19 protein-coding genes are annotated in these 20,901 nt (G+C 70.5%); 10 read left to right on the top strand and 9 right to left on the bottom strand.

Translation table 11 applies throughout. The features are described from left to right. The first annotated feature begins 204 nt into the window (after nucleotides 1-204). A complete protein-coding gene (locus IE195_RS05385; RefSeq protein WP_191268270.1) occupies nucleotides 205-408 on the top strand; it encodes a cold-shock protein in 204 nt (67 codons plus the stop codon). A 166-nt stretch (nucleotides 409-574) separates the two neighbouring features. Here IE195_RS05385 and IE195_RS05380 read toward each other — a convergent pair whose 3' ends face one another. Then, nucleotides 575-2,143, bottom strand: coding sequence for a glycerol-3-phosphate dehydrogenase/oxidase (locus IE195_RS05380; RefSeq protein WP_191268269.1), 1,569 nt, complete (start codon nucleotides 2,141-2,143; stop codon nucleotides 575-577). Nucleotides 2,144-2,565: 422 nt separating this feature from the next. Here IE195_RS05380 and IE195_RS05375 point away from each other — a divergent pair, with 422 nt between their 5' ends. Continuing rightward, the gene (locus IE195_RS05375) at nucleotides 2,566-3,420 is read left to right on the top strand and encodes a helix-turn-helix domain-containing protein (protein WP_191268268.1); all 855 of its coding nucleotides are present in this window, start codon (nucleotides 2,566-2,568) and stop codon (nucleotides 3,418-3,420) included. A 78-nt stretch (nucleotides 3,421-3,498) separates the two neighbouring features. On the opposite strand, the gene IE195_RS05370 is transcribed toward IE195_RS05375, so the two are convergent. The 5 genes from IE195_RS05370 to IE195_RS05350 all read right to left on the bottom strand — a co-directional run bounded on the left by IE195_RS05370 (nucleotide 3,499) and on the right by IE195_RS05350 (nucleotide 8,952). Continuing rightward, complete coding sequence (locus tag IE195_RS05370) at nucleotides 3,499-4,248, bottom strand: MIP/aquaporin family protein (protein ID WP_191268267.1); 750 nt, start codon at nucleotides 4,246-4,248, stop codon at nucleotides 3,499-3,501. Nucleotides 4,249-4,465: 217 nt separating this feature from the next. Beyond that, a complete protein-coding gene (gene glpK / locus IE195_RS05365) occupies nucleotides 4,466-5,965 on the bottom strand; it encodes a glycerol kinase GlpK (RefSeq protein WP_191268266.1) in 1,500 nt (499 codons plus the stop codon). Nucleotides 5,966-6,254: 289 nt separating this feature from the next. Then, nucleotides 6,255-7,043 (bottom strand): IclR family transcriptional regulator, encoded by a 789-nt coding sequence (locus tag IE195_RS05360; RefSeq protein ID WP_191268265.1) that lies wholly within the window; start codon nucleotides 7,041-7,043, stop codon nucleotides 6,255-6,257. A 180-nt stretch (nucleotides 7,044-7,223) separates the two neighbouring features. Next, nucleotides 7,224-8,228, bottom strand: coding sequence for a threonine aldolase family protein (locus tag IE195_RS05355; RefSeq protein WP_191268264.1), 1,005 nt, complete (start codon nucleotides 8,226-8,228; stop codon nucleotides 7,224-7,226). 94 nt (nucleotides 8,229-8,322) lie between these two features. Then, complete coding sequence (locus IE195_RS05350) at nucleotides 8,323-8,952, bottom strand: DJ-1/PfpI family protein (protein ID WP_191268263.1); 630 nt, start codon at nucleotides 8,950-8,952, stop codon at nucleotides 8,323-8,325. A 407-nt stretch (nucleotides 8,953-9,359) separates the two neighbouring features. Between IE195_RS05350 and IE195_RS05345 the strand changes: the two genes are divergently transcribed. Beyond that, entirely contained in the window at nucleotides 9,360-10,736 is a 1,377-nt protein-coding gene (locus tag IE195_RS05345; RefSeq protein ID WP_191268262.1) for a GntP family permease, read from the top strand. A gap of 24 nt (nucleotides 10,737-10,760) precedes the next feature. Here IE195_RS05345 and IE195_RS05340 read toward each other — a convergent pair whose 3' ends face one another. Beyond that, a complete protein-coding gene (locus IE195_RS05340) occupies nucleotides 10,761-11,474 on the bottom strand; it encodes a FadR/GntR family transcriptional regulator (protein WP_191268261.1) in 714 nt (237 codons plus the stop codon). Between the two features lie 142 nt (nucleotides 11,475-11,616). Here IE195_RS05340 and IE195_RS05335 point away from each other — a divergent pair, with 142 nt between their 5' ends. Together IE195_RS05335 and IE195_RS05330 are read left to right on the top strand one after the other, a co-directional pair. Beyond that, complete coding sequence (locus IE195_RS05335) at nucleotides 11,617-12,132, top strand: gluconokinase (RefSeq protein ID WP_191268260.1); 516 nt, start codon at nucleotides 11,617-11,619, stop codon at nucleotides 12,130-12,132. A 98-nt stretch (nucleotides 12,133-12,230) separates the two neighbouring features. Continuing rightward, nucleotides 12,231-12,725 carry a hypothetical protein gene (locus tag IE195_RS05330; RefSeq protein WP_308428402.1) on the top strand — a complete coding sequence of 165 codons (495 nt, stop codon included), beginning with the start codon at nucleotides 12,231-12,233 and terminating at the stop codon, nucleotides 12,723-12,725. Between the two features lie 115 nt (nucleotides 12,726-12,840). On the opposite strand, the gene IE195_RS05325 is transcribed toward IE195_RS05330, so the two are convergent. Further along, nucleotides 12,841-13,242 carry a hypothetical protein gene (locus IE195_RS05325; RefSeq protein WP_191268259.1) on the bottom strand — a complete coding sequence of 134 codons (402 nt, stop codon included), beginning with the start codon at nucleotides 13,240-13,242 and terminating at the stop codon, nucleotides 12,841-12,843. Nucleotides 13,243-13,583: 341 nt separating this feature from the next. On the opposite strand from IE195_RS05325, the gene IE195_RS05320 reads away from it, so the two are divergent. The 5 genes from IE195_RS05320 (at nucleotide 13,584) to IE195_RS05300 (ending at nucleotide 19,619) form a co-directional block, all read left to right on the top strand. Next, nucleotides 13,584-15,254: an ABC transporter substrate-binding protein gene (locus IE195_RS05320; RefSeq protein WP_191268258.1), complete on the top strand. Its 1,671-nt coding sequence runs from the start codon at nucleotides 13,584-13,586 to the stop codon at nucleotides 15,252-15,254. Nucleotides 15,255-15,437: 183 nt separating this feature from the next. After that, entirely contained in the window at nucleotides 15,438-16,442 is a 1,005-nt protein-coding gene (locus tag IE195_RS05315; RefSeq protein WP_191268257.1) for an ABC transporter permease, read from the top strand. Next, nucleotides 16,442-17,440 (top strand): ABC transporter permease, encoded by a 999-nt coding sequence (locus IE195_RS05310; RefSeq protein WP_191268256.1) that lies wholly within the window; start codon nucleotides 16,442-16,444, stop codon nucleotides 17,438-17,440. Before IE195_RS05315 ends, IE195_RS05310 begins: the two co-directional genes overlap by 1 nt. A 2-nt stretch (nucleotides 17,441-17,442) precedes the next feature. Then, complete coding sequence (locus IE195_RS05305; protein ID WP_191268255.1) at nucleotides 17,443-18,513, top strand: ABC transporter ATP-binding protein; 1,071 nt, start codon at nucleotides 17,443-17,445, stop codon at nucleotides 18,511-18,513. Beyond that, the gene (locus IE195_RS05300; protein ID WP_191268254.1) at nucleotides 18,510-19,619 is read left to right on the top strand and encodes an ABC transporter ATP-binding protein; all 1,110 of its coding nucleotides are present in this window, start codon (nucleotides 18,510-18,512) and stop codon (nucleotides 19,617-19,619) included. The genes IE195_RS05305 and IE195_RS05300 overlap by 4 nt, the downstream gene beginning before the upstream one ends. A 109-nt stretch (nucleotides 19,620-19,728) precedes the next feature. Here IE195_RS05300 and IE195_RS05295 read toward each other — a convergent pair whose 3' ends face one another. Continuing rightward, nucleotides 19,729-20,781 (bottom strand): type IV toxin-antitoxin system AbiEi family antitoxin domain-containing protein, encoded by a 1,053-nt coding sequence (locus IE195_RS05295; protein WP_191268253.1) that lies wholly within the window; start codon nucleotides 20,779-20,781, stop codon nucleotides 19,729-19,731. Nucleotides 20,782-20,901 lie beyond the last annotated feature (120 nt).

Here is a 20,901-nt window from a genome sequence, read left to right as displayed (position 1 = left end):
GGCCGTGCGAGTTGCCACACCGGAAGACCTCGACAGCCGCTCAGGCTGTGGTACGTTCGTTAGAGATTGTTAGTCGTTGAATTTCGCAGTTGGTGTCTTGCCCGCGGAGTTTGTGACCGGCGGGCGGTTTCTCTTGGAGTCGGCTCGCGGCAATTTTCGGGCGTGTGAGTATGCGTCCGTGTACACCGAGCTGAAGGAGAAAACATGGCTCAGGGAACTGTGAAGTGGTTCAACGGCGAGAAGGGCTTCGGCTTCATCTCCCCCGACGACGGTGGCCCCGACGCCTTCGTTCACTACAGCGCCATCCAGGGCACGGGCTTCCGTAACCTGGAGGAGAACCAGCGCGTGGAGTTCGAGGTTGTCGCCGGCACCCGCGGCCCGCAGGCCGAGAACGTCGTCGGTATCTAAGACCGCAAAGACGTAGCGTCGTCACCCCTTGCAGGCGTAGACGTCGCTGAACGCCCCCGGAGGGTTTCCACCCTCCGGGGGCGTTCGCGCGTCCGGGGTCCGGCCCCGGACGGCACAGGACCCCGGAACCGTCACTGACGGTTCCGGGGTCCTGTGCGTGCGGGGGTCAGGCCTCCAGCAGGGCCCGGGTGCGTTCGCGGACCTCGGCGGTGTCCAGGCCCCGCACGGTGACGGTGGTCCGGCGCCGCAGCACGTCGTCGACGGTCACCGCCCACTCGCGGTCGCGGGCGAACACCACCTGGGCCCACACGTCCGGGCCGTCGGGGTGGATCCGCTCGCCCAGCCCGGGGTCGGCGCGCACCAGGCCGGCGATGTCCATGGCCAGGCTCCCGTAGTGCGAGGCCAGGTGCCGGGCGACCAGCGGGTCCAGGCGGGTACCCGGCTCACGGTCGATGATCAGGCGCTGGGTGACCGCGTCCGGACTGGCCAGCCCCGGCAGCGGCACGGTCCGCAGCGGGTCCGCCATGTCCTCGGCCAGCGGGACCGTCGCCACCTTGCGCAGCTCCTCCAGGACGGTCCGGCCGATGTGCCGGTAGGTCGTCCACTTGCCGCCGGCCACGGAGAGCATCCCGCCCCGCCCCTGGGTGACCACGGTCTCCCGTTTGGCCGAACTGGTGTCGCCCGGGCCGCCCGGTAGGACGCGCAGCCCGGCGAACGAGTAGGTCATGCGGTCGCGGTCGAGGTAGGGGGCGTCGATGCCCAGGGCCGCCTCGCCCAGGATCTGGTCCACGTCCGAGGACACCACCCCCACGTCGGCGGGGTCGCCCTCGTAGGCCTCGTCCGTGGTGCCCAGGAGCAGGTGCCCCTCCCAGGGGATGGCGAAGGAGACCCGGTACTTGTCCACCGGGATGGTGAGCGCGGCCCGCCACGGGTCCGGGGTGCGCAGCACCAGGTGGGCGCCCTTGGACAGCCGGACGCTGGGCGCGGCGTTCGGGTCCTCCAACCGGCGCAGGTGGTCCACCCAGGGGCCGGTCGCGTTGAGCACCAGCCGTGCGTCGATCCCGAACTCGCTCCCGTCCACCCGGTCGCGCAGGTCCGCCCCGGTCACCCGGCCCCGAGTGGTGCGCAGGCCCCGGACCTCGGCGTGGTTGAGCACCACGGCTCCGGCGTCCACGGCGGCGCGTACCGTCATGACCGCCATCCGGCTGTCGTTCATCTGGTGGTCGCTGTAGGCGGCGACGGACTTCAGGCCCTCGGTGCGCAGCCCGGGGGCGAGGCGCTTGGCCTGGAGCGGGGAGAGCAGGCGGCCCATGCCGTCCCCGAAGGCGGACAGCGCCGAGTAGAGGAAGACGCCCGCGCCCATCTTGGCGGCGCCGTGCGGGCCGCCGGAGTAGATCGGAACCAGGAAGGGGCGGTGGTTGACCAGGTGGGGAGCCACGTCGGAGGCGAGGGAGCGCCGTTCCTTGTGGTTCTCCGCGACCAGGCGCACGTTGCCGGTCTGGAGGTAGCGCAGGCCGCCGTGTACGAGCTTGGAGGAGGCGCTGGAGGTGGCCCCGGCGAAGTCGCCGGCGTCGACCATGGCCACCCGCAGGCCCGCCTGGGTGGCGGTCCAGGCGACGGAGGTGCCGAGGATCCCGCCGCCGATGACGAGGAGGTCGAAGGTACCCCGGGTGAGTTCCTCGCGCGTGTGCGCGCGGATGGTGGGGGCGTCGCTTCGGTGGGTGCTGGCGGTCATGGCTGGTGCTCCGTCCGTTGGGAAGGGGGGCGGTTACCGCACGTACCTGAACGGGCTCCACGATTCAGGTGGGCGTCGTATGCATGATACGACAATGCCGAACGTTGGTGAAGATGGGCACCGCTATTGGCGCGAGTCCCCTGGAGTGTCCCGGTTCTGGACCGTGGAGAAAGGGGTGGTTGTTACCCAAGGGGTTCGGGGTGTTGCTTACTGTTCCTGGAGTTCGGCATTGTCGAACGCTTACTCTGGGCGGAGGGGGTGTCGGGGCGGGCTCCCGCCGGAGGTGCCGGGGCGGGGCTCGATCAGAATGAAGCTGGAATCCGGGTTCTGAGAAGATGGCGTCCAGGTTTTGCGAGACGAAGCGATGTCTGGACTCCGGGTTCCCCGGATTGCCCCACTTGGGGGGCATCTCCGGTCCTACGATGAACGACATCATGGCCACTAGGTACTCACCCACGATCCGGCGGCGCCGGCTCTCCGCCGAACTCAGGCGCGTCCGGCTCGCCGTCCGCAAGACCAGCGAAGAGGCCGCGGCGGACGCGGGCCTGTCCAAGTCCACGTACTCCAACATCGAGTCCGGGGTGAAGAAGCGCCCCAGCCTCCAGGAGGTCAGATCGATCCTGGACGCGTGCGAGGTGCCGCGGGGCAGAGAGTTCGACGAGATCCTGGACCTGTGCCGGCAGTCGCTCGAACGCGGCTGGTGGACGCGGTACCGGGACGTCCTCGCGGCCAGGTTCGTCGGCTTCGAGACCGAAGCCCGGTCCATCACGACCTGGCAGCCCCTGATGATCCCCGGACTCCTCCAGGTCCCGGAGTACATGACGGTCACCGCGCAGTCCTGCCTGGCCAACCCCCAGGAGATCCGCCGGGCCGTCGACGCCCGGATGACCCGGCAGCGGATCCTCCAGGACCAGGACCCGCCGGAGCTGTGGGCGATCTTCGACGAGGGCTCCCTGCTGCGCCTGACCGATCACCCCGAGGTCCGGCGCACCCAGGTGAAGCACATCCTGGAGATGGCCCAGCGTCCCAACGTCACCGTGCAGATGACCAGGGCGGCCAAGCTCAACCCCGGGTGCGGGGGCTCCTGCGTGATCCTGGAGTTCCCCGACACCATCGACCCCACCGTCGTCTTCCTGGAGACCGCGACCGACGGCATCTACCTGGAGGAGCCCGACGACGTGGCCCGGTACCAGAACCTGGTCAACCACCTCAGGCTGGTCGCCCTCAGGCCGGGGGAGACCCTCGACTACCTGGAGGAGGTCCACCTGAGCTCGTAGGGCGGACCGGTCACCCCGAACACGTCGGGGGCGCCCGGCCCGAGCCGGGCGCCCCCGGGAGCGCGGAGGAGGGGCCGATCAGCCCCCGAAACCGGTCAGGTTCCAGATCCAGGCGCCGATCACGCCGCCCAGCAGAGGGCCGACCACCGGGATCCAGGCGTAACCCCAGTCGGAGGAGCCCTTGCCCGGGATCGGCAGCAGCGCGTGCGCGATGCGCGGGCCCAGGTCGCGGGCCGGGTTGATGGCGTACCCGGTGGGGCCGCCGAGGGACAGGCCGATCGCGAGCACCAACAGGCCGACCAGCAGCGGGGACAGGCCGTGGGCGAACAGGGCGGACAGGTCGGCGTCTCCCTGGGTCACCGAACCCTCGTTGGCTCCGATGCCGAGGATGCCCAGCACCAGCATCGCGGTACCGATGACCTCGGTGACGAGGTTGGCGACCGGGCGGCGCACCCCGGGCGAGGTGCTGAACACGCCGAGCTTGGCGTCGGCGTCCTCGGTGTGCTCCCAGTGCGCCAGGTAGACCAGGTAGACCAGGCAGGCGCCGAAGAAGGCGCCGGCGACCTGGGCGCCGAGGTAGCCGGGCACCATGGTCCAGTCGAACTCGCCGATACTGGCGAGGCCGACGGTGACCGCGGGGTTGATGTGGGCGCCGCTGGTGGTGCCGACCACGTAGACGGCCATCGCGACCGCCATACCCCAGCCGAACGTCACCACGATCCAGCCCCCGTTGAGGGCCTTGGACCGAGCGAGCGAGACGCCGGCGACGACGCCGCCGCCGAGAAGGATCAGGATCGCCGTACCGACGAACTCTGCCAGATAGACCATGGGGACCTCCGCCCCGTGCGGGGCAGCCGAGTCACGGGAGTGCCCTGCCAGGGGGACGGAACCGTTCCACCACAGGCATAATCGGACTCACCCGTCACGAGTTGATGGGGGAGGGACACCGGACAGGTGTCCCCGAACCGCGCCCCAGGGGTTCCAGTTGGCGCTAGTGTCCCTGGGGCGCGGTCGTGTGTGTGGGAGGCGGGGAGCGTTCGCCCCGTTACTTGTCGTCCTTGTGCTCGACCCAGCCCAGGGTGCGCTGCACAGCCTTGTTCCAGTTGTGGTACTCGCGCTCGCGGACCTCGGGGTCCATCTTCGGGTTCCACTCGGCGGCCTTGTGCCAGTTGGCGCGCAGGGTCTCCACGTCGGGCCAGTAGCCCACGGCGAGCCCCGCCGCGTACGCCGCGCCCAGGCAGGTGGTCTCGGCGACCATCGGTCGGACGACCTCGGCGTCCAGCACGTCGGACAGGATCTGCATGAGCAGGTTGTCCGCGGTCATGCCGCCGTCGACCTTCAGCGTGGTCAGGTCGAGCTGGGAGTCGGCGTTCATGGCGTCGACGACCTCACGGGTCTGCCAGGCCGAGGCCTCCAGGACGGCACGGGCGATGTGGCCCTTGTTGACGTAACCGGTCAGCCCGGCGATCACGCCCCGGGCGTCGCCGCGCCAGTGCGGCGCGAACAGCCCGGAGAAGGCGGGGACGACGTAGCAGCCGCCGTTGTCCTCCACCGAGAGCGCGAGCGTTTCGATCTCGGGTGCGGTGGAGATCAGCCCCAGGTTGTCGCGGAGCCACTGGACCAGGGAACCGGTGACCGCGATGGAGCCTTCCAGGGCGTACACGGCCGGTGCGTCGCCGATCTTGTAGCCCAGCGTGGTGAGCAGGCCGTTGGTCGAGGTCACGGGCTCGGTTCCGGTGTTCATCACCAGGAAGGTGCCGGTGCCGTAGGTGCCCTTGACGTCACCCTCGTCGAAGCAGGTCTGGCCGAACAGGGCGGCGTGCTGGTCACCCAGCGAGGCGGCCACGGGCGTGCCGGCCAGGTAGCCCCGGGCCTCGCCGTAGACCTCGGAGGAGGAGCGGATCTCCGGCAGCAGGCTGGACGGGATCTGCATGGCCTCCAGGATCTCGGGGTCCCACTCCAGGGTGGCCAGGTTCATCAGCATGGTGCGGCTGGCGTTGGTCACGTCGGTGACGTGGCGGCCGGTCAGCTTCCAGATGAGCCAGGTGTCCATGGTGCCGAACAGCAGCTCGCCGCGCTCGGCCCGCTCGCGCACCCCCTCGACGTTGTCGAGGAGCCAGCGGATCTTGGGGCCGGAGAAGTAGGTGGCCAGGGGCAGGCCGCACTTGGGGCGGAAGCGGTCCTGGCCCTCCTCGGCGCCGAGCTCGCGCGCGAGGTCGTCGGTCCGGGTGTCCTGCCAGACGATGGCGTTGTGGACGGGCTCGCCGGTCTCGCGGTCCCACAGCAGGGTGGTCTCGCGCTGGTTGGTGATGCCGATCGCGGCGACCTGGTCCGGGGTGATGTCACTCTTCTGCAGGGACTCCTGGACCACCGCCTCGACGTTGGTCCAGATCTCCAGGGCGTCGTGTTCCACCCACCCCGGCTGCGGGAAGATCTGACGGTGCTCTCGTTGGTCGACCGAGACGATGCGCCCGTCCCGGTCGAAGAGGATGCAGCGGCTCGACGTGGTGCCCTGGTCGATCGCGGCGACGTACTGCTGACTCATCGGTGCTCGCCTTCAGGAGAACGGCTCTGGGTGCGGACTCGGTTGATTCTCGGTCGGTGCGCAAGTAGCGGTTGACCCCGCACGATGTACGACATTGACGTATGATTAGGCGTAAGTTTCATCCGACTTTCCTGCCCGTGTCAAGGCAGCGTGACGTAATCGTGTCGCGTGGATCACGTGTTCGGATGGTTACTGTCTCAGGGGGAGCGGAGTCGCGGAAGCACCGCACCGGGGAGTCCCGCGGTGCGGTCGGGCGGTCCTTCGGCGGCACACCCGCCGCCCCGGGCGCTCAGTAGGGTGTGGCGCCCAGTTCGCGGGAGATGGCCCGGGCGGCGTCGCGCACGTAGGAGACCTGCTCCATGTCGGGTTTGCCGTCGCCGCTGCGCAGCCGCTCGACGGCGCCGCGCACTCCGATGGCGCCGACGGTGACTCCGCGCCGGTCGCGGATGGGCGCGGCGATGGAGACCTCGCCGTCGACCAGTTCCTCGGCCTCCCAGCCCCAGCCGCTGTCCCGGATTGCGGTCAGCCGTCCCTCCAGCGAGGCCATGGACGTGACGGTGTGCCTGGTGAAGGCGGTCAGCTCCACCGGTGAGTCGGGCTCCACCGAGGCGACCTCCTCGGGAACCGCCAGCGGGTCGAAGGCCATCAGCACCTTGCCCAGCGCGGTCGCGTGCAGCGGCAGCAGGGTTCCCACGTCCAGGGTCTGCCGGGTGGAGTCCGGGCGGAAGACGTGGTGCACCACCAGGACCTGGTGCTTGTGCAGAGTGCCGATGCGCACACTCTCCCCGCTGCGCGAGGCGAGGGTGTCGGCCCAGTTCAGCGCCCGGGTGCGCAGTTCGTTGCCGTCCAGGTAGCGGGTGCCCAGGCTGAGCATCCCGCCGCCCAGCCGGTAGCGGCCGGACTCCGGGTCCTGCTCCACGAAGCCCACGTGCTGGAGCGTGCGCAGGATGCCCAGGGCGGTGCCCTTCGGCAGTTCGAGGGAGCGGGAGACCTCCGCCAGGCTCAGTCCGCGGGCGCCACTGGCCAGGAGCCGGAGGATCGCGGCGGCGCGTTCGATGGACTGGATTCTTCCCGGCATTGCGGTGCTACCACTCTCTAGTACGACAATGTCATACGCTCGATGCTACTACGCGATGTGATGCGCAACACCTCCAGGTGCCTCGTGTTCGCGCGCGACCGGCCAAGTGTACCGACGGCCCACCGCGCTGACCTGCGAGGCTCCCTGAGGCGCCGATTCGGTCACACCGGGCGAGCACCCTCAGAGCTCCGCGACGGCCCTCGCGATCGCCTCGGCCGCCTCCTCGACGTCGCTGTCGGTGACCTCCAGGCTCAGCACCAGCCGGATCCGGGAACCCCCGCCCAGGCCGCGGACCCCCTGCTCGGCGAACGCCTCCGCGTACCGGGCCGCCTCCCCCTCGGGGGTCGAGAGCAGCACCATGTTGGTTCGGGCGGCAGCGGAGATCCCCGGCAGGCCGTCCACCCGTTCGGCCAGCCGGGCCGCGCGCTGGTGGTCCTCCACGACCCGCTCCCGGTGGTGGCGCAGCGCGTGCAGGGCGCCCGCGGCGATGATCCCCGCCTGGCGCATGCCCGCGCCCAGCAGTTTGCGGCCCCGCCGGGCCCGCCGGATCGTGTCGGCGTCACCGGCCAGCGCCGAACCCACCGGGGCGCCCAACCCCTTGGAGAAGCAGACCGACACCGTGTCGAACCCCCGGGCCGCCTCCTCCGGGGAGACCCCCAGGTGTGCGGCGGCGTTCCACAGGCGGGCCCCGTCCAGGTGGGCGCGCAGCCCGTGCGCGTGCGCGAAGTCCGTCACCCGCCGCTGCTCGGCCAACGGCACCACCTGACCGGTGAAGGTGTTCTCCAGCCAGAGCAGGGCGGGGTCGGCCCGGTGGACGTCGCCGAGCCCGGAGATCCAGGACTCCAGCAGTTCCTGCGGGGGGAAGGGGTCGCCCGAGTACAGGCGGGGCAGGACCCGGGAGAGCACCGCCGCGGCACCCTGTTCGTCCCCGATGAGGTGGTGGTGCTCGTGTGCCCACACCTCCTCGCCGCTGCGGGTGGACACGTACAGCCCGAGCTGGTTGGCCATGTGACCGGAGGGAACGTAGAGGGCGGCCTCGCGGCCCAGGAGGGCGGCGGTCTCCTCCTCCAGGGCGCGCACCGTCGGGTCCTCGCCCCAGACGTCGTCGCCCACCTCGGCCTCGGCCATGGCCCGGCGCATGTCGGTGGTCGGACGGGTCAGGGTGTCCGAGCGCAGGTCGATCAAGGGTTCCCCCGGTGTGGTGCGGTGCCGTCGCGAGTACGCGGTGCTGCCCCGACGATACTGGGGCGGGCGGCGACCGGGTTCCGCCAGGTGCGGATCAGCCCTCGTCCGCCAGGGTCAGTCGGGCGCTCCGGTCGTGCAGGGCGTGCAGCCGGTACCAGGCGTCCAGTGTGCGGGAGGTGTGGGCGTCGAGCCTGGCGAGGACCTCGCGGGCGAACTCCACGGCGGCGGTGGGCCCGGCGGTGACGAGGTCGGTGTCGGTGACCGCCGGTTCCGACCGGTACCGGTGCGCGCCCGCGTACCCCGTCGCCAGCAGTTTCTCCCGGGTGCCGGTGTGGTCCCGGTGGTCGAGCAGGCCCTCCCGGGCCAGCCCCGCGGTGGCGTCACCGACCGCGGCGACCGGGATTCCGGCGTCCAGGAAGATGCCCGCCGCCGAGGCCAGCGGGGCCATCATCTCGGGGGAGGTGTCCCACTCGGGGGCGCCCGGCAACACCAGCATCGCGCTGGCCGAGGGCTTGAGCTGCGGCAGCGCGAGGTCCGGCAGAACGGTGAGCCCGCCCGCCGTCGTGACCGGTGCCCCGGTGAACCCCACCGTGAGGACCCGGCGGCTCCCGGCCCCGTGCGGACCGATGCCCGCACGCACGTGCGCGACCGCGTGGCCGTACTGCCAGTCGGCCATCTGGTCGTAGACAGCCAGGTGGAGGGGGGTGCGGGGCTCAGCGTCCATGGCACGAGGTTGGGGGCTGGGGCGCAGGGGTGTCAATTTTCGGAAACCGGGCCCCCGGAGGCCGCTGCGAGCAGCTCCGGTTTTATTCGCCGGTGCCATGAAAAAACCGTTCTGCCCCGGGCGGGGCACCGGCCCGCGGCGGTCGTGCCCCGCGGGCGGTCGTGCCCCGCGGGCGGGGGAGCGCCGGGGCGCGGGAGCACTCCAGGAGGTCGGCGGGAAGGCCGCGTCGAGGGGTGCCTCCCACGGATTCCAGCCCTGTGACCTGCGCCTCCATCACAAAATCGAAGCCTGAGTTCACATGGGATCACAAATGGTATTACCATTCTCGGGGCCTGCTCCAAGAGCAGGTCAAGGGCGTGTTCCGGCACGGCCGAGCACCACCGTCCCGTCCACTGGAAGGCTCCGTCGTGGAGAACTTCGCACCCGTCTACGGCACGGGTCCCCTCCTCGGGATCGCGGCAGGGGCCATCGCGCTCCTGCTGTTCCTGATCATCCGCTTCAAGCTGCACGCGTTCATCGCGCTGGTCCTGGTCAGCGTGCTCACCGCCCTCGCGGCGGGGATCCCGGTCGACGGGGTGGTGCCCACCCTCCTCGACGGGTTCGGCGGCACGCTCGCCAACGTGGCCCTGCTCGTGGGGCTGGGCGTGATGATCGGCCGCATGCTGGAGGTCACCGGCGGTGCGGCCGTCCTCGCCGGGGCGCTCATCAAGCTGTTCGGCGAGAAGCGCGCGCCCCTGGCGCTCGGCGCGGCCTCGCTGCTCTTCGGCTTCCCGATCTTCTTCGACGTCGGCCTCGTGGTCATGCTGCCGATCGTCTTCAGCGTGGCCCGCCGCCTCGGCGGCTCCGTGCTCACCTACGCCCTGCCCACGGCGGGCGCCTTCGCGGTCATGCACGCCTTCGTGCCGCCGCACCCCGGTCCGGTCACCGCCGCCGTCGAGATCGGCGCGGACATGGGCCTCACCCTGCTGGTGGGCGCGGTCCTGGCCATCCCCACCTGGTACCTGGCCAGCTACCTCTACGGCCTCTGGGCGGGCCGGCGGTTCGAACTTCCCGCCCCCGACGACGTCACTCCCGAGGGCGAGGTCAACCACGAGGACCCGCCGCGTCTGGCCACGGTCCTCAGCATCCTGCTGCTGCCGATGCTGCTCATCTTCGCCAACACCGGCACCGGAACCCTCGTCGCCACCGGGACCCTGTCCGAGGGCGCCGTCTGGGTCCAGTCACTGCTGCTGCTCGGCCAGACGCCCATCGCTCTGCTCATCACCGTCCTCTACGCGATGGCCGTGCTCAGCAGGGGCCGCTTCACCCGGCAGCGGGTCGAGGAGATCGTCGGCGGCGCGCTCGGTCCCGTCTGCGGCATCATCCTCATCACCGGCGCCGGCGGTATGTTCGGCGGCGTCCTGCGTACCAGCGGGATCGGTGACGCACTCGCGAGCAGCCTGGAGTCCACCGGGATGCCGGTCATCGTCGCGGCGTTCGTCATCGCCCTCGCGCTGCGTGTCGCACAGGGGTCGGCCACGGTCGCCCTCACCACGGCCGCCGGCCTGGTCGCCCCGGCCGTGCAGAACACCTCCGGACTCAGCTCGATCGACCTGGCCCTGATCGTGATCGCCATCGCCTCCGGTGCGACGGCGCTCTCACACGTCAACGACTCCGGGTTCTGGCTGGTCGGCCGTTTCCTGGGGATGGACGTCAGGACCACGCTCAGGACCTGGACCGTGATGGAGACCCTGATCGGCTTCGTCGGCTTCGGGTTCGCCTTCGGCCTCCACCTGATCCTGTGACCCGGGGCGCGGGCGGGCTCCGGGTCAGGGCGAAGGCGGGGGGCCGTCACCCCTGAGGGCGTCCGCGACCTCGGTGACGATCGACCGCATCGCCGCCTCGGCCACGTCGGGCAACCCGTCCCGGATGGCCTGTGCCACCGCCGTGTGCAGGCGCAGGGCCTCCGGGCGGGGGTTGTGCGGCATCAGGTCGTAGGAGGTACGGCCGACCAGTACCTCGGTCACCACCTCGGCCAGGCCGGACAGCATCTCGTTGCCGGACAGCTCCAGGATGCGGCGGTGGAAGACCACGTCGAGTTCGAGAAAGGTCTCCAGCTCGCCGGCCCGGCCGGTCCGGGACATCTGCTCGGCCACCACCACGAGTTGGGCCCGCTCGTCGGCGGGGCCGCGTTCGGCGGCCAGGGCGGCGGCGCCCGGTTCCACCGCGGCGCGCAGTTCGTTGAGCGAGCGCAGCTGCTCCATCCGGCCCGAACCGGTCAGGCGCCAGCGGATCAGCTGCGGGTCGAAGACGCTCCAGTCCCGCTGGGGCCTGACCCGGATACCGGTCCTGGGCCGGCTGACCACCAGCCCCATCGACTCCAGGACGCGGACCGCCTCGCGGGCGACCGTCCGGGACACCCCGAACTCCTGTTCCAGCCCCTGGAGGGTGAAGGCGTGCCCGGACACGTACTCCCCGCCGGCGATCGCGGGGCCGAGGACCGCCAGCACCCGGTTGTGCAGCGTTCGGTGCTCGGTCGCCATCGTCGTTCCCCGTTGCTTCCCAGGTTTCGTCCGCTCCGGCCGGGTCCGGCCGGGGTCTCAGGCTGAAGCCTAGCCGGATTGATTGATACCACTATTGGTGGCGGCGTCGCGGCCGGGCGGCGAGCCAGGACACGGAGAGATCATGCACTTTGTCTTCATGGGCGTATCTGGCAGCGGTAAGACCAGTGTCGCCGAACGGGTCGCCGAGCAGCTGGGGCTGCCCTTCGCGGAGGCCGACGACTTCCACCCCGAGGCCAACATCACGAAGATGTCCTCCGGGGTGCCGCTGGCCGACCGGGACCGGTGGCCCTGGCTGCGCGAGCTGGCCGGGTGGATCGCCGGACACGAGGAGCGGGGCGAGGCCACGGCCATGGCCTGCTCCGCACTCAAGCGCACCTACCGGGACGTGTTGCGGACCGGGGCCCCCGGGGTGAGCTTCCTCCACCTGCACGGGCCCACCGAGGTGATCTGGGAGCGGATCGGGGCCAGGGAGGACCACTTCATGCCGCCCGCCCTCCTGCGCTCCCAGATGGAGGCGCTGCAAAGGCTCGGCCCGGACGAGGCGGGCGTGGAGCTGGACGTGCGCGGTGACCTGGACTCGCTCGTCGCCCAGGCCCTGGAGTACGTGTCGGGGCGGCTACGCGCCCCACAAGTCTGAGCAGAGGTTTCTGTGTATATGTGACGATATGGCAACCGTGTGTGCGGGAGTTCGTGCTCCACTTGTGTAGTGCGCCCCGGCACGCGACCCTGTTCGTCATGCAAGACACCCAAACGTCCCCCGTCTCCTCCGCCCCCCGGCCCTTCAGCGTGGTTCCGGCGCCCCGGCAGAGCATTCTCGCCGTACGCCACCCGGGCGTGCGGCCCCCGCAGGACGTTCGGCAGACCTGTGTCCTGATGTTCGTCGCCGCCGCCGGGTACGTCCTGCTGGCCTACCAGTCCTGGGCGATGCTTGACGCGGGCGCTCCCGGGCCGGTCGTGAGCGACCTGCGGTTCCTGCTGGTCCTGGCTGCGCTGGTCGCCCTGGGAATGGCCGTGCTGGCGCTGCCCGTGCGCCGCGCGGGCCACGTGCTGTGGCGCTCGGCCCAGTTCGGTGCGCTGGTCGCGCTCGGTACGGCCGTGTCCGCGCTGTACACGGCCGCCAAACTGGCGGACACCCCGATGCTGGCCGTCGGGCTGTTGGTGATCCTCTTCGCGATCATCGTGAACATCGCGCTGTGGAGCACCAGCGTGCGCCGCTGGTGCGGCCTGTAGGCCCGCGCGGGGCCGGTACGCCAGGGCCCGGTGGGGCGGGGTAACTCCCCGCCCCACCGGGCCCTTCACCGTGCGGGGGACGTGCGGCGGCCGACCCGGGGCCGCTCCGGTCGGATCAGTCCTCCTCGCCGTCGGCCAGGACGTGCAGGCGGGCCAGGTGTTCGCTGTCGTCCTGGCCGTGCCGTGCCGTGTAGAGCTCGCGCGCCTCGTCGGCGATGTCGCCGACCTCGTCCTCGAAGCCGTAGTCGAGGAGGTCGTCCAGCAGGTCGAGCGCCCGGTGCAGCGGGTCCCCGTCGTCGGGGTCCTGGGCCGAAGCCGCGGAGGAGTGCTCCGTGGTCCGGGACAGCACGACGGCCCGGGCCTCCTCCACCGCGCTCTCCGCTCCGGCCGCGGCGCTCAGGCGGATGCGTGTGATGGGGTCCTCGTCGGCGACGAGCATCAGCTGCTCGGCCAGCCAGGCGCTGTCCTGGCCTTCGAGGAACGCGGTGAGGTCCGCGTCGTCAAGGGGAGTGTTCATCCGCAGATCATAGGACGCGCGGCGCCCCCCGCGCGGCCCCCGGGCTGGCTCGGGAAACGGACACCGCGTCGAAAAAGTTATTCGTCCCATGGTCGGATAAAGGAATTGGCAATGGTGGGCGGGCGAATGGCCGAGACCGCCGAAGCGAACCCCGGAGAGCCCGCGGAGGCGGGCATCAGTTGAACATCTGTGGGCCGAAAACCGACCTATGGATCACGGCACAGATCTGAAACGGTTGTATTAATACCAAGCCGTCTACCTTCCCAGGCGGTCATGGTGCGGTTTAGGGTCCGACTCATCGTTCAGGGACCCGACCCCCCGGCCCCACACTGAGGTGGACCATGTTCACGAAGTCTTCCCGAAAGCCGCTCGGCCTCCTGGCCGCCGCGGCGTCGCTCACGCTCGTGGCGACGGCCTGCGCGGAAAGCGACCGAGACGCCTCTGACGGCGGCGAACAGCCGTTCGTCTTCGCGTCCGCCGGCGACATCGCATCGCTCGATCCCTTCCTCGCGACCGACGGAGAAACCTTCCGTTACAGCCGCCAGGTCTTCGACACCCTTCTGCAGCACGAATCCGGCGGTTCCGAAATCGTCGGTGGACTGGCCGAGACCTGGGACCAGTCCGAGGACGGAACCGTCTGGACCTTCGGCCTCCGTGACGGCGTGGAGTTCCACGACGGAGACGAACTGAACGCCGAAGCGGTCTGCGCCAACTTCGACCGCTGGTTCAATCTGACCGGTGCCTACCAGAGCTCCAACAACTCGTACTACTGGCAGAAGATCTTCGGTGGTTTCGCCGAGAACGAAGAGGACCACGCCCCGCCGGAGCCGCGTTTCGCCTCCTGCGACGCCGAGGACGAGCTCACCGTCGTCATCGAGGTCAGCGAGTACTCCTCCCTCTACCCGGGTGGTTTCAGCCTCGCGGCCTTCGGCATCATGAGCCCCAGCAGCCTGGAGGCCATGGAGGGCCAGGAGATCGGTGGTGAGGAGGGCAACCCGACCCTGCCCGAGTACAGCCAGGTCCCGGGGACGGTCGCCGGTACCGGTCCGTTCACGGTGGAGGAGTGGAACCAGGACCAGGGCGAGATCACCCTCAACCGCTTCGACGGCTACTGGGGCGACCCGGCGGGCTTCGAGACGATGATCATCCGGGCCATCCCGGACGAGAACGCCCGCCGCCAGGCGCTGGAGGCCGGCGACATCCACGGCTACGACCTGGTCGCTCCGGCGGACGTCGCCCCGCTCCAGGAGGCGGGCTTCGAGGTGCCCACCCGCGACGTGTTCAACGTCCTCTACCTGGCCTACCAGCAGGACCACGAGGCCCTGGCCGACCTGGAGGTCCGTGAGGCCCTCTCCCACGCGGTGAACCGCCAGCGCATCGTGGACACCATCCTCCCCGAGGGCGGCGAGGTCGCCACCCAGTTCCACCCGGACACCCTCGACGGATGGTCCGAGGACGTGCGCGAGTTCGAGTACGACCCGGACCTGGCCCGGGAGGCGCTGGCCGACGCCGGTTACGGGGAGGGGGAGCTGGAGGTCGAGTTCTGCTACCCCACCGAGGTCACCCGTCCCTACATGCCCGCCCCCAAGGACATCTTCGACGTCATCACCGAGGACCTCCAGGAGGTCGGCGTGACGGTCGAGGCCACCTCCTACGAGTGGGCCGAGTACCTCAACCAGACCGACAGCGGTAACTGCCCGCTCTACCTGCTCGGCTGGACCGGTGACTACAACGACGCCTACAACTTCATCGGCACCTGGTTCGCCGGCCCCAGCAGTGCCTGGGGTCTGGACGACCAGGAGCTGTTCGACCGGATGGCCGAGGTGAGCTCCAACCCGGACGCCGAGGAGCGCGTCGTCGGCTACCAGGAGCTCAACGAGATGGTGATGGACGTCCTGCCGGGCCTGCCCATCTCCAGCTCACCGCCCTCCATCGCGTTCTCCGGGGACGTCAACCCGCCGAACGTCAGCCCGCTGACCCAGGAGAACTTCGCCGAGGCTTCCTGGAAGTAGCCGGACCCCCTCTCCCCGCCCCGGGAGAGGCACGCACCGGGCCCGGCCGGCCCAGACCGGCCGGGCCCGCCTCGCAGGACCACCTCCCTCCCGGGCACCCCGGGACCCACACGTACATCCCGCCACACCCCGGCGGGGACGCTTCGCGTCCATCGTTCCCACCACTGGCGAAAGGCGGCGAAGGTGCTGCGATTCATCGTCAGGCGACTCCTACAGCTGATCCCCACCCTGGGCGGCCTGTCGATCCTGCTGTTCGTCTGGCTCCAACGGTTGCCGGGCGGTCCGGAGTACGCCCTCCTCCCCGACGACGCGACCGCCGAACAGCGCGCCGCGCTACGGCGCTCGCTCGGCCTGGAAGAACCCGTCGCGGTCCAGTACCTGGCCTTCCTCCGTCGCATCACCCAGGGCGACCTGGGAACCTCCATCCAGACCGGGCGCCCCGTGCTGGAGGAGTTCCTCCTCCGGTTCCCCGCCACGTTCGAACTCGCCGTGACCGCGATGCTCATCGCCGTCACGGCCGGTCTGCCGCTGGGCTACCTCGCCGCGCGCCGACGCGGCACGGTGCTGGACTTCGCCGCCGTCGGCGGCTCCCTCCTGGGCATCTGCACACCGGTGTTCTTCCTGGCCTTCATCCTCAAGGTGATCTTCGCCGAGCGGCTCGGCGTGTTCCCTTCGGCCTTCCGGCTCTCCCCGGGGCTCAGCCGCACCGACATCACCGGGTTCGTCGTCCTCGACGGCCTGATGACCCGGGAATGGGACGTCGTCACGGACGCCCTCGCCCACCTGGTGCTGCCCGGGCTCGCGCTGGCCTCCATCCCGCTCGCCGTCATCACCCGGATGACCCGGGCCAGCGTCCTGGAGGTCATGGGCGAGGACTACGTCCGCACCGCCAACGCCAAGGGCCTGCACCGCACGACCGTGCGCACCCGCCACGTGCTCCGCAACGCCCTGCTGCCGGTGGTCACCGCCGTCGGCCTGCTGGCCGGAAGCCTCTTCGCCGGAGCGGTCCTCACCGAGAGCGTCTTCGCCTTCCCGGGCATCGGATCGTTCGTCTACGAGGCCACGCAGAACCGCGACTACCCGGTGCTCACCGGGTTCATCCTGCTCATCGCCACCATGTACGTGTTCATCAACCTCCTGGTCGACATCTCGTACAGCCTCCTCGACCCGAGAGTGCGGGCCCAGTGATGCCTACGACACCGAGCACCAACCCGTCCCAGGTCCCGCTCCACCAGCGCAGGGCCGCCAAGGTCGACCGACTCGCCGAACTCATGGGCGAGCGCGGCGACGAGGGCCACGGCGCCGGGGTCTGGCGAGAGGCCCTCCAACGGATGCGCCGCAGCCCGATGGCGATCACCGGAGCGGCCATCGTCGCGCTGTTCGTCGTCGTGGCGCTGCTCTCGGAGTTCATCGCCCCCTACGGCGCCACCTCCCAGACCTGGGGCGGCGAGGTCTTCCCCAACCGCAACGAGTTCGTCGGCCCGCGGGCCGAGAACTGGCTGGGCCTGGACCACCTGGGCCGGGACATGTTCTCCCGGATGGTGATCGGCGCCCGCCAGACCCTTCTGGTCGGCGTGGTAGCCACCCTCGTCGGATTCCTGTTCGGCGCTCTCCTCGGCGGTGCCGCCGGCGCCTGCTCGGTCCTGGGCGGCCGGTGGGGGCGCCAGGTCGACAACGTCGTCATGCGCGTCATCGACATGATGCTGGCCATGCCGACCCTGCTGCTGGCCGTCACCGTCGCCGCCCTGGTCGGACCCAGCCTCACCACGGTCATGGTCGCGGTCGGCGTCGCCCAGATCCCGATCTTCGCCCGCCTGCTGCGCGGGGCGATGATCTCCCAGGGCAGCCGCGAGTACGTTCTGGCCGCCGAGGCGCTGGGCGTGCGAAGGCACAGGATCGCCCTCACACACATCCTGCCCAACTCCATGGGCCCGGTGATCGTGCAGTCCACGCTCACCCTGGCGACCGCCATCATCGACGCGGCCGCACTGTCCTACCTGGGCCTGGGAAACCCGGACGCCTCCTCCCCCGAGTGGGGGACGATGCTCTCGGAGGCCCAGCGGTTCCTGTCCAGCGCACCGTCCCTGGCCGTCTACCCGGCCCTGGGCATCATCATCACCGCGCTCGGCTTCACCCTGCTGGGTGAGGCGCTGCGGGAAGCGCTCGACCCGAAGTTGAGGAAGTGACCATGACTACCAGCACACCGCTGCTGGCGGTGGACGAGCTGTCCGTGGTGTTCCACCGGAAGGGGCAGGGCGAGACGCGCGCCGTCGACGGGGTCTCCTTCACCCTGGAGGAGGGCCGTGTCACCGGCCTGGTCGGCGAGTCCGGCTGCGGCAAGAGCGTCACCTCCCTGGCCCTGATGGGGCTGCTGCCGGACCGGGGGGTGAAGGTCGGCGGGAGCGCCCTCATACGCCTGCCCGACGGAGAGCAGGACCTGTTGAAGGTCTCCCAGCGGCGGATGCGCGACCTGCGCGGATCCCAGTTGGCGATGATCTTCCAGGATCCGCTCAGCTCACTCAACCCGGTGGTCCCCATCGGCGTCCAGGTCACCGAGATCCTCAGCCGGCACCGGGGCATGCGCGGCGCCGCGGCCCGCAGGGAGGCGGCGGACCTGCTGCAGCGGGTGGGCATCCCCGACCCGACCCGGCGCCTGGGCGAGTACCCGCACCAACTGTCCGGCGGTATGCGCCAGCGCGCACTCATCGCGATGGCGGTGGCCTGTCGGCCGAAGCTGATGATCGCGGACGAACCCACCACCGCCCTGGACGTCACCATCCAGGCCCAGATCCTGGAACTGCTCAGGGACCTGGTCACCGAGGAGGGCACCGCCCTGCTCATGATCACCCACGACCTGGGCGTGGTGGCCGGGCTGTGCGACGAGATCAACGTCCTGTACGCGGGCAAGGCCGTGGAGACCGCCCCGCGCGGCCCGCTGTTCGCCGACCCCGCCCACCCCTACACGGTGGGCCTGCTCGGCTCCATCCCCCGTCTGGACGCGCCGCGCGGCGAACCGCTCACCCCGGTGCGCGGTTCGGTCAACGACAACATCGCCTGGGCGGACGGGTGCGCGTTCGCCCCCCGCTGCGACCACTACACGATGGAGTGCCTCCAAGGGCCGCCCCCGCTCGTCGGGGCATCCGGCGATGAGGAGGGCCCCGGCCACATCCACCGGTGTGTGAACCCCGTCGGCCGCGCCGGCCCGGACCGACCCGAACCGGAGACCCCGGCCGCGGCGAGCGAGGAGGAGCGGGGATGAGCCTGCTGGAGATCAGGGACCTCAAGGTCCACTTCCCGATCAGACGCGGGGTGGTCGTCGACCGCACCATCGGTCACGTGCGCGCCGTGGACGGGGTCTCGCTGAGTGTCGAGCGCGGCCGGACCTACGGTCTGGTCGGCGAGTCCGGCTGCGGCAAGACCACCCTGGGCCGCGCGGTCCTGCGGCTGAACGAGATCACCCACGGCGAGGTCCGGTTCGACGGGCGCGACCTGGCCGGGCTCGATCCGGAGTCGATGCGCCGTGAGCGCGCCAACCTCCAGATGGTCTTCCAGGACCCGCTGGGCAGCCTCAACCCGAGGCAGAACATCGGTTCCATCCTCCTGGAGGGCCTGCAGACCCACGGGATCGGCGGGCCCTCCGAGGAGGAGGCCGAGGGGCTCGGCCGGAGACAGCGGCGCGCGCGGACCGCGCAGGACCAGCGCCGCCGGGTGGTGGCGGCGCTGGAACGGGTGGGCCTGTCCGCCAAGGCGCTCCAGCGCTACCCGCACGAGTTCTCCGGCGGCCAGCGCCAGCGCATCGGCATCGCCCGCGCCCTGGTCCTGGAACCCGACCTGATCATCTGCGACGAGCCCGTCTCCGCGCTGGACGTGTCCATCCAGGCGCAGGTGCTCAACCTCCTGGAGGAGCTCCAGGAGGAGCTGGGGCTGACCTACCTGGTGATCGCGCACGACCTCGCGGTGGTGCGGCACGTCAGCGACGTCGTGGGGGTGATGTACCTGGGGTCGTTGGTGGAGGAAGCCACCGGTGACGAGCTGTACGGGACCCCGGCGCACCCCTACACCCGGTCGCTGATGTCGGCGGTGCCGGTACCGGACCCGACGGTGGAGGACACCCGGGAGCGCATCCTGCTCGCCGGCGACCTGCCCTCGCCCGCGGACCCGCCCCCGGGGTGCCGGTTCCACACCCGGTGCCCGTGGCGGCAGGAGGAGCGCTGCGACACCGAGCGCCCCGAGCTGCGCCCCCTGCACGGCGTGCAGGGCAGCGGTACCCACCGGGTGGCCTGCCACTACGCCGAGCAGATCCTGTCCGGGCAGCTCCGGCCGAGCGCGGACCAGGCGGAACGGATCGTGCGCGGAGCGGGCTGAGCCGGGGCGAACGCGCTCTCCCATCCGCCGTGATCTTGCTACCAGAAGCGAAATGAGCGCCGAAATCGCCCCTGGTAGCAAGATCACGGGCCACGGGCTGGGGAGGTGCCTACCCTCCCGCGCGGGTGATGGCGGCGAGAATGTACTGGGGCCGATTCAGGTCCTGCCAGGTGAAGCGGACGATGCGCACACCCGGATGCCAGCGTTGGAGGGCGTTCTGCCGCTCCCGGTCCCTGAGCAGTGCCTGGGGCAGGCCGTGCGGACCGTGCCCGTCGGCCTCACCGATGAGCTGGTACTCCTCCCACCAGAAGTCGGCGATGCCGATGGTACGGCCGCGGCCGTCTCGAAAGCGGTGCTGCAGGTCCGTCGGAGGTGCTCCTCCGTCCACGCAGATCAGGCGCACGCGGGTCTCCAGAGGGCTCTCGGCGCGCCCGTCGGCCAGGGGCCACCACCGGCGAACGTTCACACAGCCCTTCCGCCCCCTGTTGGCCAGCTCCAGTTCCTCCGTGTCCTCTTCGAGGATGAGCCCACGGTGCAGCGCGGAGTCCATGAGGCAGACAGCGGTCTCCCGATCCACCCGCAGCAGGGTGTCACGCAGGGTCCTGCCGGGGTCGGTCAGGCGGATGCCCGTCGTTGTGGTGACCTCGCCAGGAGATACCTGCCAGCTGTGCAGGGTGATGCGGTGGTGGTGACGCTGGGCTCCGAGCGCGGGGATGACCATGTGAACGGTCCGTCCGTCCCACCGCGGAAGACCCTGCATCCCCCACAGGAGTGCGGCGGTCTCGCCACCGGCGAAGGCGTCCGGTCCGAGAGCCAGTTGGGCGGCCATGGCCGCCGAGCGAAGGTGCGCGTCCGGGCCGGAAGGGGCGGTCAGGCTTCGTACGGAGTAGACGCCGGTGTGCGGGCGCCCCCATTCACCACTGCGAACAAGGCGGCGCACGTCGCTCTTGGTGACACCGGCGGTACGGGCCTGTTCCCAGCTGAGTACGCCGTGCTGCCGAGCGGCGACAGCGAGAGCGGAGCCGGGGACCGCGCGGGTACCGCGCGCGGCAGGGCACGGATGGGTGCGCCGTCGCTGAGCGGTAGCGGCGGGTCGCCCCGGGGCGTGGAGGTCGGACTGTCGCGGTGCGGTGAGACCCCGGTGGGGTTCGGGAGGGTTCATGCCTTCAGCGTGCGGTGGCGTCCCTTCGGAAGCGAGACCCTGTTGCCAGGCTGTGGATAACCCCCTGCTTCTTCCGTGATCTTGCTACCAGAAGCGAAATGAGCGCCGAAGTTGCCCCTG

This window comes from Nocardiopsis terrae, from assembly GCF_014651695.1.
Classification (GTDB): Bacteria; Actinomycetota; Actinomycetes; order Streptosporangiales; family Streptosporangiaceae; genus Nocardiopsis; species Nocardiopsis terrae.
This window is presented reverse-complemented; position numbering and strand designations above follow the sequence as displayed.